The sequence below is a fragment of the Pseudomonas sp. GL93 genome, assembly GCF_003408955.1.
Taxonomy (GTDB): domain Bacteria; phylum Pseudomonadota; class Gammaproteobacteria; order Pseudomonadales; family Pseudomonadaceae; genus Aquipseudomonas; species Aquipseudomonas paracarnis.
The window spans coordinates 1-15101 of record NZ_NKRF01000051.1 but is presented as its reverse complement, the minus strand read 5'-3'; the positions used below and the strand labels follow the sequence as shown (position 1 = coordinate 15101).

Here is a 15101-nt window from a genome sequence, read left to right as displayed (position 1 = left end):
GGGAGGCCGCTCTCATGACAAACAAGCAGTTAAGTGCTTACTTGCGATCTTCCAGCTTGGTGATGTCACGCGACTCGTAGCCGGTGTACAGCTGGCGCGGGCGGCCAATCTTGTACGGGCTGGAGAGCATTTCTTTCCAGTGGGAGATCCAGCCCACGGTCCGCGCCAGGGCGAAGATCACGGTGAACATGCTGGTTGGAATGCCGATCGCCTTGAGGATGATCCCCGAGTAGAAGTCGACGTTCGGGTACAGCGAGCGTTCGATGAAGTACGGGTCGGTCAGGGCGATCTCTTCCAGGCGCATGGCCAGTTCGAGTTGCGGATCGTTCTTGATGCCCAGTTCCTTCAACACTTCGTCGCAGGTCTGCTTCATGACGGTAGCGCGCGGGTCGCGGTTCTTGTAGACCCGGTGACCGAAGCCCATCAACTTGAACGGGTCGTTCTTGTCCTTGGCCTTGGCGATGAAGGTGTCGATGTTGGACACATCGCCGATTTCATCGAGCATGGTCAATACGGCTTCGTTCGCACCGCCGTGGGCAGGGCCCCACAGTGCGGCGATGCCGGCGGCAATACAGGCGAACGGGTTGGCACCCGAAGAGCCCGCCAGGCGCACGGTAGAGGTAGAAGCGTTCTGCTCGTGGTCGGCGTGGAGGATGAAGATCCGGTCCATGGCCTTGGCGAGCACCGGGCTTATCGGTTTGATCTCGCACGGGGTGTTGAACATCATGTGCAGGAAATTTTCCGCGTACGTCAGGTCGTTGCGCGGGTACATCATGGGTTGGCCCATGGAGTACTTGTAAACCATTGCGGCCAGGGTAGGCATCTTGGCAACCAGGCGGATCGCGGAAATTTCGCGATGCTGCGGGTTATTGATGTCCAGGGAGTCGTGATAGAAGGCCGACAGGGCGCCCACTACACCGCACATGACGGCCATCGGGTGGGCGTCGCGACGGAAGCCGTTGAAGAAGGTCTTCAACTGCTCGTGAACCATGGTGTGGTTCTTCACGGTGCTGACGAACTGGGCTTTCTGCTCGGCTGTTGGCAATTCGCCATTTAGCAGCAGGTAGCAGGTTTCCAGGTAGTCCGACTTTTCAGCCAGTTGCTCGATCGGGTAGCCGCGATGAAGCAGAATGCCATTATCACCATCGATATAGGTGATCTTCGACTCGCAGGAAGCGGTCGACATGAAGCCTGGGTCGAAAGTAAAACGGCCCGTGGCCGTCAGGCCCCGTACGTCGATAACATCGGGACCAACGGTGCCGGTTAAAATGGGCAGCTCGACGGGGGCTGCGCCCTCGATGATCAACTGCGCTTTTTTGTCAGCCATGTGGCCTCCTATTTATGCTTCAAATCATCAGACAGACCCCCCACGCAGGGCCCGCACCACTATATTGATATAAATCCAGATGTCAATTTGCCTAAAGTCTTGCGCCAGAAGGCTTTAACCGTACTTTTTCGTCGAAATTGACTGCCATTTACGCCTTTTATCCCGCCAGCGCAATCAGCTATTAGGGTGAGGTGTGCGCGTTGTCATTAGTAACCTAACTGTCTATACTCGGCCACCGACCGCCAAGGGCTTTTGGGCTTGCTTTCATTGGGGGTCGCACTCCCTGGGTGGTGCTTACCTGACCAGTCGCACTCCCCAACAACTTTGCCCTGATTGTTAGGGGCTCTTCAGTGTGAAAAAAAGCCGTGAATAGCCAACGACCTGTAAACCTAGACCTAAGGACCATCAAACTCCCCATCACCGGCGTTACGTCGTTCCTGCACCGTGTTTCCGGCATCATCCTGTTCCTGGGCTTGGGCATCATGCTTTATGCATTGAGCAAATCCCTGGGTTCCGAGGAAGGATACGCCGAGGTGAAGGCATGCTTGACCAGCCCGCTGGCCAAGTTCGTAGCATGGGGCCTCCTGTCCTCTCTTCTGTATCACCTGGTAGCCGGTGTGCGCCACTTGATCATGGACATGGGCATCGGTGAGACGCTGGAAGGCGGCCGCCTGGGCTCGAAAATCATCATCGCCATTTCCGTGGTGCTGATCGTTCTGGCAGGAGTTTGGATATGGTAACCAGCGTAACGAATCTGTCGCGTTCGGGCCTCTATGACTGGATGGCACAGCGTGTGTCTGCGGTCGTTCTCGCGGCTTATTTCATTTTCCTGATCGGATACCTCGTCGCAAACCCGGGCATCGGCTATGAGCAATGGCACGGCCTGTTTTCCCACAATGCGATGCGAATCTTCAGTCTGCTGGCCCTTGTAGCCCTGGGCGCTCACGCTTGGGTTGGCATGTGGACCATCGCGACTGACTACCTGACGCCGATGGCGCTGGGCAAGTCCGCGACTGCAGTACGTTTCCTCTTCCAGGCAGTATGCGGCGTCGCGATGTTCGCTTACTTCGTCTGGGGTGTGCAGATTCTTTGGGGTATCTGATTCATGGCTAACATTCCAACTATTTCATTCGACGCCATCATTATTGGTGGCGGCGGTGCTGGCATGCGCGCTGCGCTGCAGCTGGCCCAGGGCGGTCACAAGACTGCCGTGATCACCAAGGTGTTCCCGACGCGTTCCCATACCGTATCGGCCCAGGGTGGCATCACCTGCGCCATCGCCTCCGCTGACCCGAACGATGACTGGCGCTGGCACATGTACGATACCGTCAAGGGTTCCGACTATATCGGTGACCAGGACGCTATCGAATACATGTGTCAGGAAGGCCCGGCCGCGGTGTTCGAGCTGGACCACATGGGTCTGCCGTTCTCCCGTACCGAGCAAGGCCGTATCTACCAGCGTCCATTCGGCGGCCAGTCGAAGGATTACGGTAAAGGCGGGCAGGCTGCCCGTACTTGCGCTGCGTCCGACCGTACCGGTCACGCGCTGCTGCATACCCTTTACCAAGGCAACCTGAAAGCCGGTACCACGTTCCTGAACGAGTACTACGCGGTTGACCTGGTGAAGAACGGCAAGGGCGAGTTCGTCGGCGTGATCGCCATCTGCATCGAAACCGGTGAAACCACTTACATCCGCGCCAAGGCTACAGTCCTGGCGACCGGTGGTGCAGGTCGTATCTACGCTTCTACCACCAATGCCCTGATCAACACCGGTGACGGCGTCGGCATGGCCCTGCGTGCTGGCGTACCGGTACAAGACATCGAGATGTGGCAGTTCCACCCGACCGGCATCGCCGGCGCCGGTGTACTGGTGACCGAAGGTTGCCGTGGTGAAGGTGGTTACCTGATCAACAAGCACGGCGAGCGTTTCATGGAGCGTTATGCTCCGAACGCCAAAGACCTGGCTGGCCGTGACGTCGTGGCTCGTTCGATGGTTAAAGAGATCATCGCCGGTAACGGCTGTGGCCCGAATGGTGACCACGTACTGCTGAAACTCGATCACCTCGGTGAAGAAGTGCTGCACAGCCGCCTGCCAGGCATCTGCGAACTGTCCAAGACCTTTGCCCACGTTGACCCAGTGGTTGCTCCGGTTCCGGTTGTTCCGACCTGCCACTATATGATGGGCGGCGTACCGACCAACATTCACGGCCAGGCGATCACCCAGAATGCCGAAGGCGTGGACGAGATCATCCATGGTCTGTTCGCGGTAGGTGAAGTGGCTTGTGTATCGGTTCACGGTGCCAACCGCCTGGGCGGCAACTCGTTGCTCGACCTGGTGGTATTCGGTCGCGCGGCCGGCCTGCATCTGGAAAAGGCGCTGACTGACGGCATCGAGTACGATGACGCCACCGACGCCAACATCGAAGCGGCCCTGGCGCGCTTGAACGCTCTGAACGAGCGCACGGATGGCGAAGACGTAGCAACCCTGCGTCGCGAGCTGCAAAACTGCATGCAGAACTACTTCGGTGTGTTCCGTACCGGCGAATACATGCAGAAGGGTATTGCCCAACTGGCTGACCTGCGCAAGCGCATCGCCAACGTCAAGATCAACGATAAGAGCCAGGCGTTCAACACCGCTCGTATCGAAGCCCTTGAGCTGCAAAACCTGCTGGAAGTGGCTGAAGCGACGGCGATCGCCGCCGAGGTTCGTAAAGAATCCCGTGGTGCTCACGCTCGTGAAGACTTTGAAGATCGCGACGACGAAAACTGGTTGTGCCACACCCTGTACTTCCCGGGTGACAAGCGCGTAACCAAGCGTGCCGTGAACTTCTCGCCGAAGACGGTGCCGACGTTTGAACCGAAGATTCGGACTTACTAAGGGTGGCTGCCATGTTGAAAGTCAGTGTTTATCGCTACAACCCTGATCAGGACGCTGCGCCGTTCATGCAGGAGTTCCAGGTCGATACCGGTGGTAAAGACCTGATGGTGCTGGATGTACTGGCACTGATCAAAGAGCAGGACGAGGGTTTCTCCTATCGTCGCTCTTGCCGTGAAGGTGTATGCGGTTCCGACGGCATGAACATCAACGGCAAAAACGGCCTGGCGTGCATCACGCCGCTGTCCGCCGTGGTCAAAGGCAACAAGCTGATCGTTCGTCCCCTGCCAGGTTTGCCGGTTATCCGTGACCTGGTCGTCGATATGAGCATCTTCTACAAGCAATACGAGAAAGTTAAGCCATTCCTGCAGAACGACACGCCGGCTCCGGCCATCGAGCGTCTGCAGTCCCCGGAAGAGCGTGAAAAGCTCGATGGCCTGTACGAGTGCATCCTGTGCGCTTGCTGCTCGACATCCTGCCCGTCCTTCTGGTGGAACCCGGACAAGTTCCTGGGTCCAGCTGCGCTGCTGCAAGCCTACCGCTTCCTGGCAGACAGCCGTGACACCAAGACGTCCGAGCGTCTGGCTTCGCTGGATGACCCGTTCAGCGTATTCCGCTGCCGCGGGATCATGAACTGCGTCAACGTATGTCCTAAAGGCCTGAACCCGACTAAGGCCATTGGTCACATCCGTAACATGCTGCTGCAGAGCGGCGTGTAACTGACGTTGTAGTAAAAGCAGGACCGTTGTGCCCGTAAATGCTGCGGCGCAGGCTTCAACCGGCGCCGTAGTTTTAACTTGAGCAGCGACTTACAAAGCCGCGGCTCTTATTTTGAAGAAATGAGACAAGCAGGGGCATTCGGGTTGGTACCCGAACTATCAGCGTGATCCTAAGTGGCTTGTTTTGGTCGCTGCACTTGGCCTTTTGCAAGCAAACTCGGTGTTTTCGCCGGTGGTGTCCCCAAATCGAGGGTGACCAAGCATGCAAGAAAGCGTGATGCAGCGCATGTGGAACAGCGGCTATCTTTCAGGTGGTAACGCTGCCTATGTGGAAGAGCTTTATGAGCTCTACCTGCACGACCCTAACGCTGTGCCAGAAGAATGGCGCACCAAATTTCAGACGTTGTCTTCAGACGGCAACGCTGCCACCGATGTATCGCACGCAACAATTCGCGATCAGTTCGTGCTGCTGGCAAAGAACCAGCGCCGCGCCCAACCGGTTTCCGCCGGCAGCGTGAGCAGTGAGCATGAGAAGAAGCAAGTTGAAGTACTGCGACTGATCCAGGCCTACCGTATGCGTGGCCACCAGGCAGCCCAGCTTGACCCGCTGGGGCTGTGGCAGCGTCCTGCACCTGCAGACCTGTCGATCAATCATTACGGCTTGACCAATGCCGATCTTGATACGACCTTCCGTGCCGGCGACCTGTTCATCGGCAAAGAGGAAGCGAGCCTACGCGAAATTCACGAAGCGTTGCAGCAGACATATTGCCGCACCATCGGCGCTGAATTTACGCACATCACCGATTCCGAGCAGCGCCAGTGGTTCCAGCACCGCCTGGAAGGCGTGCGTGGCCGTCCGGTATTGTCCGCCGATGTGCGCGGCCACCTGCTGGAGCGTGTGACCGCGGCCGAAGGCCTCGAGAAATACCTGGGCACCAAATACCCAGGCACCAAGCGTTTTGGCCTGGAAGGCGGCGAAAGCCTGATTCCGATGCTCGACGAACTGATCCAGCGTTCCGGTTCCTATGGCACCAAGGAAATCGTGATCGGCATGGCTCACCGTGGTCGCCTGAACGTGTTGGTCAACACCTTCGGCAAGAACCCGCGTGAGCTGTTCGACGAGTTCGAAGGCAAGAAGAAGGTCGAGCTGGGTTCCGGTGACGTTAAATACCACCAGGGCTTCTCGTCCAACGTGATGACCACAGGCGGTGAAGTTCACCTGGCCATGGCATTCAACCCCTCCCACCTGGAAATCGTTTCGCCAGTGGTCGAGGGTTCGGTACGTGCTCGCCAGGATCGTCGTAACGACGCCACCGGTGAGAAAGTTCTGCCGATTTCCATCCACGGTGACGCGGCGTTCGCCGGCCAAGGCGTGGTCCTGGAAACGTTCCAGATGTCGCAGACTCGCGGCTTCAAGACCGGTGGTACCGTTCACATCGTCATCAACAACCAAGTGGGCTTCACCATCAGCAACCCGTTGGACGCGCGCTCCACCGAGTACGCCACCGACGTTGCCAAGATGATCCAGGCGCCGATCCTCCATGTGAATGGCGATGATCCGGAAGCCGTGTTGTTCGTGACCCAGCTGGCAGTCGATTACCGCATGCAGTTCAAGCGTGACGTGGTCATCGACCTGGTTTGCTACCGCCGTCGCGGTCACAACGAAGCGGACGAGCCAAGCGGCACCCAGCCGTTGATGTACCAGCAGATCACCAAGCAGCGCACCACCCGTGAGCTGTACGCCGAAAGCCTGACCAAGGCCGGCGTGGTTGACGATGCGCGTGTTCAGGCGAAAGTCGACGAATACCGCAACGCGCTGGACAATGGCCTGCATGTAGTGAAAAGCCTGGTCAAGGAACCGAACAAAGAATTGTTCGTTGACTGGCGCCCCTACCTGGGCCACACCTGGACTGCCCGTCACGATACCTCGTTCGATTTGAAGACGTTGCAGGAACTGTCCGCCAAGTTGCTGGAAATTCCCGAAGGCTTCGTCGTACAGCGCCAAGTTGCGAAGATCTACGAAGACCGTCAGAAGATGCAAGCCGGTGGCCTGCCGATCAACTGGGGTTACGCCGAAACCATGGCGTACGCGACCCTGGCGTTCGAAGGTCACCCGATCCGCATGACCGGCCAGGACATCGGCCGCGGTACGTTCTCGCACCGTCATGCTGTATTGCACAACCAGAAAGACGCGGGCACCTATATCCCGTTGCAGAACCTGTACGAAGGCCAGCCACGTTTCGACCTGTACGATTCGTTCCTGTCCGAAGAAGCCGTACTGGCGTTCGAATACGGTTACTCGACCACCACGCCAAACGCGCTGGTGATCTGGGAAGCCCAGTTCGGCGACTTCGCCAACGGTGCCCAGGTGGTTATCGACCAGTTCATCACCAGCGGCGAGCACAAGTGGGGCCGTCTGTGCGGTCTGACCATGCTGCTGCCGCACGGTTATGAAGGTCAGGGCCCAGAGCACTCCTCGGCCCGTCTGGAGCGTTACCTGCAACTGTGCGCCGAGCACAACATTCAGGTGTGCGTGCCGACGACCCCGGCCCAGATCTACCACTTGCTGCGTCGCCAGGTGATCCGTCCGCTGCGCAAGCCGCTGGTGGTGCTGACGCCGAAGTCGCTGTTGCGTCACAAACTGGCCGTTTCGACCCTGGAAGATCTGGCCCAAGGTTCGTTCCAGACCGTGATTCCAGAGATCGATACGCTGGACGCCGCCAAGGTCACTCGCCTGATCCTGTGCAGCGGCAAGGTCTACTACGATCTGCTGGAAAAACGCCGTGCCGAAGGCCGCGAAGACATCGCCATCGTGCGTATCGAGCAGCTTTATCCGTTCCCGGAAGATGACCTCATGGAGATCATCGCGCCTTACACCAACCTCACGAACGTGGTGTGGTGTCAGGAAGAACCGATGAACCAGGGCGCCTGGTACAGCAGCCAGCATCATCTGCGTCGCAGCATCGGCAACCACAACAAGGCCTTGGTCCTTGAGTACGCCGGCCGTGATGCTTCTGCTGCACCTGCCTGTGGTTACGCGTCGATGCACGCCGAGCAGCAGGAAAAACTGCTGCAAGATGCTTTCACTGTTTAACGCCTTCGCGCTGACTGAAACCGAATTTTAAGGACCTACAGATAATGGCTATCGAAATCAAAGCCCCGTCATTCCCGGAATCGGTTGCCGATGGCACCGTTGCCACCTGGCACAAGAAACCAGGCGAGGCCGTCAAGCGTGACGACCTGATCGTCGACATCGAGACCGACAAAGTCGTTCTGGAAGTGTTGGCCGAAGCTGACGGCGTGCTGGGCGCAATCGTTGCTGAAGAGGGCGCTACCGTTCTGTCGAACCAGGTACTGGGCTCGATCGAAGAGGGCACCGCCGCTGCCGTTGCTCCTGCTCCTGCCGCTGCTGCACCGGCTGCTTCTGCACCTGCCGCACCGGCTGCAGGTGGCGAAGACCCAATCGCTGCACCGGCTGCGCGTCAACTGGCTGAAGAAAACGGCATCAACCTGGCCTCCATCAAGGGCACTGGCAAAGATGGCCGCGTGACCAAGGAAGACGTGGTTGCCGCAGTTGAAGCCAAGAAAAACGCTCCGGCTGCCGCACCTGCCAAGGCTGCAGCGCCTGCTGCCGCTGCGCCTGTGTTTGCCGCTGGCGACCGCACCGAGAAGCGCGTACCGATGACTCGCGTACGTGCCACCGTAGCCAAGCGCCTGGTTGAAGCTCAGTCGAACATGGCGATGCTGACTACCTTCAACGAAGTCGACATGACCGAAGTCATGGCCCTGCGTTCGAAGTACAAGGACCTGTTCGAGAAGTCCCACAACGGCGTGCGCCTGGGCTTCATGTCGTTCTTCGTGAAAGCGGCCACCGAAGCGCTGAAGCGCTTCCCGGCAGTCAACGCTTCCATCGACGGCGGCGACATCGTTTACCACGGCTACTCGGATATCGGCGTTGCCGTCTCCAGCGACCGCGGCCTGGTGGTTCCAGTCCTGCGTAACGCCGAGCTGATGAGCCTGGCCGAAATCGAAGGCGGCATCGCTGGCTTCGGCAAGAAAGCCCGTGACGGCAAGCTGACCATCGACGAGATGACCGGCGGTACCTTCACCATCACCAACGGTGGTACCTTCGGTTCGATGATGTCGACGCCGATCGTCAACCCACCGCAAGCCGCGATCCTGGGCATGCACAACATCATCCAGCGTCCGATGGCCATCAACGGCCAAGTCGTGATCCGCCCAATGATGTACCTGGCACTGTCTTACGATCACCGCCTGATCGACGGTAAAGAAGCCGTGACGTTCCTGGTGACCATCAAGAACCTGCTGGAAGACCCGGCTCGCCTGCTCCTGGACATCTGATAGAAGCAGTTGCACGTTGCGAGCTACAAGCTGTAGGAAAAAGCAGCTTGGCTTGCAACGTGTGGCTAGAAGCTTGTCGCAAATAGAGGATCTATTTTCATGACACAGAAATTTGACGTTGTAGTGATTGGTGCAGGCCCTGGCGGCTATGTTGCCGCCATCAAGGCTGCGCAACTGGGCCTCTCCACTGCTTGCATCGAAAAATACACCGACAAGGAAGGCAAACTGGCGCTGGGCGGTACTTGCCTGAACGTGGGTTGCATTCCATCCAAGGCGCTGCTGGACAGCTCCTGGAAATTCCACGAAGCCCAAGACGGCTTCGCGATCCACGGCATCAACCATGCTGGCGTGACCATGGACGTACCAGCAATGGTCGGCCGTAAAGCCAACATCGTCAAAGGCCTGACTTCCGGCGTTGCCACCTTGTTCAAGGCCAACGGCGTGACTTCCATTCAAGGCCACGGCAAGCTGCTGGCCGGCAAGAAAGTTGAAGTCACCAAGCCAGACGGTTCGGTTGAAGTCATCGAAGCCGAAAACGTGATCCTGGCGCCAGGTTCGCGTCCAATCGACATTCCGCCTGCTCCTGTTGATAACAACGTGATCGTTGATTCGACCGGCGCCCTGGAATTCCAGGCTGTACCTAAGCGTCTGGGCGTGATCGGCGCTGGCGTAATCGGTCTGGAGCTGGGTTCGGTATGGTCCCGTCTGGGCGCTGAAGTCACCGTGCTGGAAGCCCTGGATACATTCCTGCTGGCTGCCGACACCGCGGTGTCGAAGGAAGCGCTGAAAACCCTGACCAAACAAGGTCTGGACATCAAGCTCGGCGCCCGTGTTACCGGTTCCAAGGTCAGCGGCGAAGAAGTCGTAGTGACCTACACCGATAAAGACGGCGAGCAGACCATCACCTTCGACAAGCTGATCGTCGCCGTGGGCCGCCGCCCAGTGACCAACGACCTGCTGGCTTCCGACAGCGGCGTGAACATCGACGAGCGTGGTTTCATCCACGTTGATGATCATTGCGCCACCACCGTGCCTGGCGTCTATGCCATTGGCGACGTGGTTCGTGGCATGATGCTGGCCCACAAGGCTTCCGAAGAGGGCATCATGGTCGTTGAGCGCATCAAGGGTCACAAGACCCAGATGAACTACGACCTGATCCCATCGGTTATCTACACCCACCCGGAAATTGCATGGGTCGGCAAGAACGAACAGCAGTTGAAAGCTGAAGGCGTTGAAGTTAACGTCGGCACCTTCCCGTTTGCCGCTTCTGGCCGTGCCATGGCAGCCAACGACACCGGTGGTTTTGTCAAAGTCATCGCTGATGCCAAGACTGACCGCGTATTGGGCGTCCACGTGATTGGCCCAAGCGCTGCAGAACTGGTTCAGCAAGGCGCGATCGGCATGGAGTTCGGCACCAGTGCAGAGGATCTGGGCATGATGGTCTTCTCCCATCCGACCTTGTCCGAAGCGCTGCACGAAGCCGCGTTGGCAGTGAATGGCGGCGCCATCCACATTGCCAACAAGAAGAAGCGCTAAGCGAGATAATAAGAAACCACGGCGGAGTTGCCCGTCGTGAGCCTTGCGCGCAAGACTCACCGCGGAATATCCGCTGGACGCAGCCTTGCGTAGCTTTACGGGCCATAAGCCCCGCAAGTTGCGCAAGCAGCAGTCACAGGTGGCGCGGCACTCATAATGAGCGCAGCGCCGAATGCGCAGTACCTAACGAAGACGGTAAAAAGCATGAATCTTCACGAGTATCAGGGTAAGCAGCTGTTCGCTGAATACGGCCTGCCAGTTTCCAAGGGCTACGCAGTAGACACCCCGGAAGCAGCAGCAGAAGCTTGCGACAAAATCGGCGGCAGCGAGTGGGTTGTCAAAGCCCAGGTCCACGCCGGTGGTCGCGGTAAAGCGGGCGGCGTCAAGCTGGTTCGCAGCAAAGAAGACGCCAAGGCCTTCGCACAGCAGTGGCTGGGCAAGCGTCTGGTGACTTACCAGACTGATGCCAATGGCCAACCAGTCACCAAGATCCTGGTTGAATCGTGCACTGATATCGCTAAAGAGCTGTACCTGGGCGCTGTCGTTGACCGTTCGAGCCGTCGCATCGTGTTCATGGCTTCCACCGAAGGTGGCGTGGACATCGAGAAAATCGCTCACGAAACCCCAGAAAAAATTCTGAAGGCCACTATCGATCCACTGGTTGGCGCTCAGCCATTCCAGGGTCGCGAGCTGGCTTTCCAGCTGGGCCTGGAAGGCAAGCAAGTTGCCCAGTTCGCCAAGATCTTCGTAGGTCTGGCCAAACTGTTCCAGGATCACGATCTGGCCCTGCTGGAAGTGAACCCGCTGGTGATCAAGGCTGACGGCGATCTGCACTGCCTCGATGCCAAGATCAACATCGACGCCAACGCCATGTACCGTCAGCCTAAGCTGAAGACTTTCCACGATCCGTCGCAAGACGATCCGCGCGAAGCGCACGCTGCCAAGTTCGAACTGAACTACGTAGCCCTGGAAGGTAACATCGGCTGCATGGTCAACGGTGCTGGCCTGGCCATGGGTACCATGGACATCGTCAACCTGCATGGCGGCAAGCCAGCCAACTTCCTCGACGTAGGTGGTGGCGCTACCAAGGAACGCGTTACCGAAGCGTTCAAGATCATCCTGTCCGACTCCAACGTCGCTGCAGTACTGGTCAACATCTTCGGCGGCATCGTTCGTTGCGACATGATTGCCGAAGGCATCATCGGTGCAGTGAAAGAAGTCGGCGTTAAAATCCCGGTTGTTGTTCGCCTTGAAGGTAACAACGCTGAACTGGGCGCTAAAGTACTGGCAGAAAGCGGTTTGAACATCATCGCGGCTACCAGCCTGACCGACGCTGCTCAACAAGTTGTCAAAGCTGCGGAGGGCAAGTAATGAGCGTCCTGATCAATAAAGACACCAAAGTTATCTGCCAGGGTATTACCGGTTCGCAAGGTAGTTTCCACACCCAGCAAGCCATCGAATACGGCACCCAGATGGTTGGTGGCGTAACACCAGGCAAAGGCGGCACCGAGCACCTGGGCCTGCCCGTGTTCAACACCGTGAAAGAAGCAGTAGAAGCCACTGGCGCCACTGCCAGCGTGATCTACGTTCCAGCTCCTTTCTGCAAGGACTCGATCCTGGAAGCGGCATTCGGCGGCATCAAGCTGATCGTCTGCATCACCGAAGGCATTCCTACCCTGGACATGCTGGACGCTAAAGTTAAGTGCGACGAACTGGGCGTAGTCCTGATCGGCCCTAACTGCCCAGGCGTGATCACCCCAGGCGAATGCAAGATCGGCATCATGCCAGGTCACATTCACTTGCCAGGTAAAGTCGGTATCGTTTCCCGTTCCGGCACCCTGACCTACGAAGCTGTGAAGCAGACCACTGACGCCGGTTTCGGTCAGTCGACTTGCGTCGGCATCGGCGGTGACCCGATCCCAGGCTCCAACTTCATCGACATCCTGAAGCTGTTCCAGGAAGACCCGAAGACCGAAGCGATCGTGATGATCGGTGAGATCGGCGGTTCGGCTGAAGAAGAAGCGGCTGCCTACATCAAGGCACACGTGACCAAGCCGGTTGTTTCCTACATCGCTGGTGTGACTGCTCCTGCGGGCAAGCGCATGGGCCATGCTGGCGCAATCATCTCTGGCGGCAAAGGCACTGCAGACGAGAAATTCGCTGCACTGCAAGACGCAGGTGTGAAAACCGTGCGTTCGCTGGCAGACATCGGCAAGGCCCTGGCCGAGCTGACCGGTTGGGCTGTCAAGTAAGCCTCGCGCTTAGCTGACGTTTCACCACACAAAGGCCACCTTCGGGTGGCCTTTGTGCATTCTGTGTCTGCGATATGGCCCTTCTGTAGGAGCGAGCTTGCTCGCGAAAAACGTCAACGGTAACGCGTGCTTCCTGAATGAACGCGGCGCCTGTGAGTTTTTCGCGAGCAAGCTCGCTCCTACAAAAAAACGGTATGGGCAAATTAAGTACGAAAATGCGACATAGGAATGTCGCTTATCGGACAGTCCGCCCCGCAACAGTGCGTTTGTCAGGCTAATTCTGTACTCTAGCCGCCTCTTTATGCGTCCGCGTCCCAAAAGGAAGCTGCGCGCTAGACCGGTCGGTCCCCACAAGGGCCGGCAGCATTTCCCTCATCCATAGGGAAGCCCTCTCTAAATTCCGATTCAGTAGTGTGGTATTTCCTCAAAGGAAAGTGTTGAAAAGCCAGGATATCCTGGCGCTGGGCTTTATGACCTTTGCCCTGTTCGTGGGCGCCGGCAACATCATCTTCCCGCCTATCGTTGGTTTGCAGTCCGGGCCGCATGTCTGGATGGCGGCGCTGGGCTTTCTGATCACCGCGGTCGGTTTGCCGGTGGTCACCGTGATCGCCCTGGCCAAGGTCGGTGGTGGCATGGATGCGCTGAGCAGCCCGATTGGCAAGATCGCCGGTGGCCTGCTGGCGGCAGCGGCCTATCTGGCGGTGGGGCCGTTGTTCGCGACCCCGCGCACCGCAACCGTGTCGTTTGAAGTGGGCCTGGCGCCCTTGACCGGTGAAAGCCCGTTGGCGCTGTTCCTCTACAGCTCGGTGTATTTCCTGGTGGTGTTCTTTGTCTCCCTGTACCCAGGTCGACTGCTGGACACCGTGGGCCGTTTCCTGGCACCGCTGAAAATCATCGCCCTGGCTATTCTCGGTATCGCTGCGTTTGCCTTGCCCGCCGGTGAGGTGGGGGTTGCCACGCCGGAGTACGTTGCCGCGCCGTTCTCCCAAGGGTTTATCAATGGTTATCTGACCATGGATACCCTGGGCGCCCTGGTGTTCGGCATCGTGATCGTCAACGCGATCCGCTCCCGTGGCGTCGAGTCGCCCAAGCTGATCACCCGCTACGCGATCATTGCCGGGCTGATTGCCGGCGTGGGCCTGGCACTGGTATATGTCAGCCTGTTCCGCCTGGGTTCGGGCAGCCATGCCGTGGCCGCGGGTGCCAGCAATGGCGCGGCGGTACTGCACGCCTACGTGCAATACACGTTCGGCTCCCTGGGCAGTGGTTTCCTCGCCGTGCTGATTTCCCTGGCATGCCTGGTGACCGCCGTGGGCCTGACCTGTGCCTGCGCCGAGTACTTCAGCAAGATCCTGCCGCTGTCCTACAAGACCCTGGTGGTGATCCTGGCACTGTTCTCGCTGTTTGTGTCCAACCTGGGCTTGACCAACCTCATTGCCTTCTCGATCCCGGTACTGACCGCGATCTACCCGCCGTGCATTGTGTTGGTGGCCTTGAGCTTCTGCAAAGGGTTCTGGCAGGAACAGGGCCGTATTGTCGGCCCGGTGATGCTGGTGTCGTTCATCTTTGGCTGCATCGACGCACTCAAGGGTGCGGGCCTGGCGGGTTGGATGCCTACGCAACTGGTAAACCTGCCGTTGAGCGAACAAGGCCTGGCGTGGCTGGTGCCGTCGGTGATGACGCTGGTGGTAGCCGTGGTGATTGACCGTATGCTGGGCAAGCGCAGCGAAGCCATCGCGTAACACGCGGTTTGTACTGCACTGAAATGCCCCGTATCAAACGATAAGGGGCATTTTTTTTGAGTCGATGGCAGTGTCTTTTTTTTGGGGATGGCGTCAAAAATCTCAAGTTGAAAACACCGGTCGGTGTGGGAGCTGGCTTGCCTGCGATGGCGGCACATCGGTTGGCGCGGTGGTGACTGCAAAGACGCTATCGCAGGCAAGCCAGCTTGTATGGTTAGACTTGTAGGGGTGGTGGGACTAAAAGCCAGCATCTGACTCTAGCCAGTACAGACCGTGGGAGACTTCGCC

11 protein-coding genes are annotated in these 15101 nt (G+C 58.2%); 10 read left to right on the top strand and 1 reads right to left on the bottom strand.

The genetic code is table 11. The features are described from left to right. Positions 1 to 37: 37 nt before the first annotated feature. On the bottom strand, positions 38 to 1327 hold the full coding sequence (gltA, locus tag CER19_RS08230; protein ID WP_014717728.1) for a citrate synthase: 1290 nt from the start codon (positions 1325 to 1327) through the stop codon (positions 38 to 40). A gap of 365 nt (positions 1328 to 1692) precedes the next feature. Here gltA and sdhC point away from each other — a divergent pair, with 365 nt between their 5' ends. From sdhC to brnQ, 10 genes are all read left to right on the top strand, one after another. Continuing rightward, positions 1693 to 2067 (top strand): succinate dehydrogenase, cytochrome b556 subunit, encoded by a 375-nt coding sequence (gene sdhC, locus CER19_RS08225; protein ID WP_003190005.1) that lies wholly within the window; start codon positions 1693 to 1695, stop codon positions 2065 to 2067. Beyond that, complete coding sequence (gene sdhD / locus CER19_RS08220) at positions 2061 to 2429, top strand: succinate dehydrogenase, hydrophobic membrane anchor protein (RefSeq protein WP_003172805.1); 369 nt, start codon at positions 2061 to 2063, stop codon at positions 2427 to 2429. Before sdhC ends, sdhD begins: the two co-directional genes overlap by 7 nt. A gap of 3 nt (positions 2430 to 2432) precedes the next feature. Then, positions 2433 to 4205, top strand: coding sequence for a succinate dehydrogenase flavoprotein subunit (sdhA, locus tag CER19_RS08215; RefSeq protein WP_005786572.1), 1773 nt, complete (start codon positions 2433 to 2435; stop codon positions 4203 to 4205). A gap of 11 nt (positions 4206 to 4216) precedes the next feature. Then, a complete protein-coding gene (locus CER19_RS08210) occupies positions 4217 to 4921 on the top strand; it encodes a succinate dehydrogenase iron-sulfur subunit (protein ID WP_003172807.1) in 705 nt (234 codons plus the stop codon). 262 nt (positions 4922 to 5183) lie between these two features. Next, positions 5184 to 8015: a 2-oxoglutarate dehydrogenase E1 component gene (locus CER19_RS08205; RefSeq protein ID WP_034127191.1), complete on the top strand. Its 2832-nt coding sequence runs from the start codon at positions 5184 to 5186 to the stop codon at positions 8013 to 8015. Between the two features lie 44 nt (positions 8016 to 8059). Next, positions 8060 to 9283 (top strand): 2-oxoglutarate dehydrogenase complex dihydrolipoyllysine-residue succinyltransferase, encoded by a 1224-nt coding sequence (odhB, locus tag CER19_RS08200; protein ID WP_116666055.1) that lies wholly within the window; start codon positions 8060 to 8062, stop codon positions 9281 to 9283. Between the two features lie 99 nt (positions 9284 to 9382). Beyond that, positions 9383 to 10819, top strand: coding sequence for a dihydrolipoyl dehydrogenase (gene lpdA / locus CER19_RS08195; RefSeq protein WP_116666054.1), 1437 nt, complete (start codon positions 9383 to 9385; stop codon positions 10817 to 10819). Between the two features lie 204 nt (positions 10820 to 11023). Then, positions 11024 to 12190 (top strand): ADP-forming succinate--CoA ligase subunit beta, encoded by a 1167-nt coding sequence (sucC, locus tag CER19_RS08190; RefSeq protein WP_003190011.1) that lies wholly within the window; start codon positions 11024 to 11026, stop codon positions 12188 to 12190. Continuing rightward, complete coding sequence (sucD, locus tag CER19_RS08185) at positions 12190 to 13071, top strand: succinate--CoA ligase subunit alpha (protein WP_003190013.1); 882 nt, start codon at positions 12190 to 12192, stop codon at positions 13069 to 13071. The genes sucC and sucD overlap by 1 nt, the downstream gene beginning before the upstream one ends. Positions 13072 to 13508: 437 nt before the next feature. Continuing rightward, on the top strand, positions 13509 to 14813 hold the full coding sequence (gene brnQ / locus CER19_RS08175) for a branched-chain amino acid transport system II carrier protein (RefSeq protein WP_116666052.1): 1305 nt from the start codon (positions 13509 to 13511) through the stop codon (positions 14811 to 14813). Positions 14814 to 15101 lie beyond the last annotated feature (288 nt).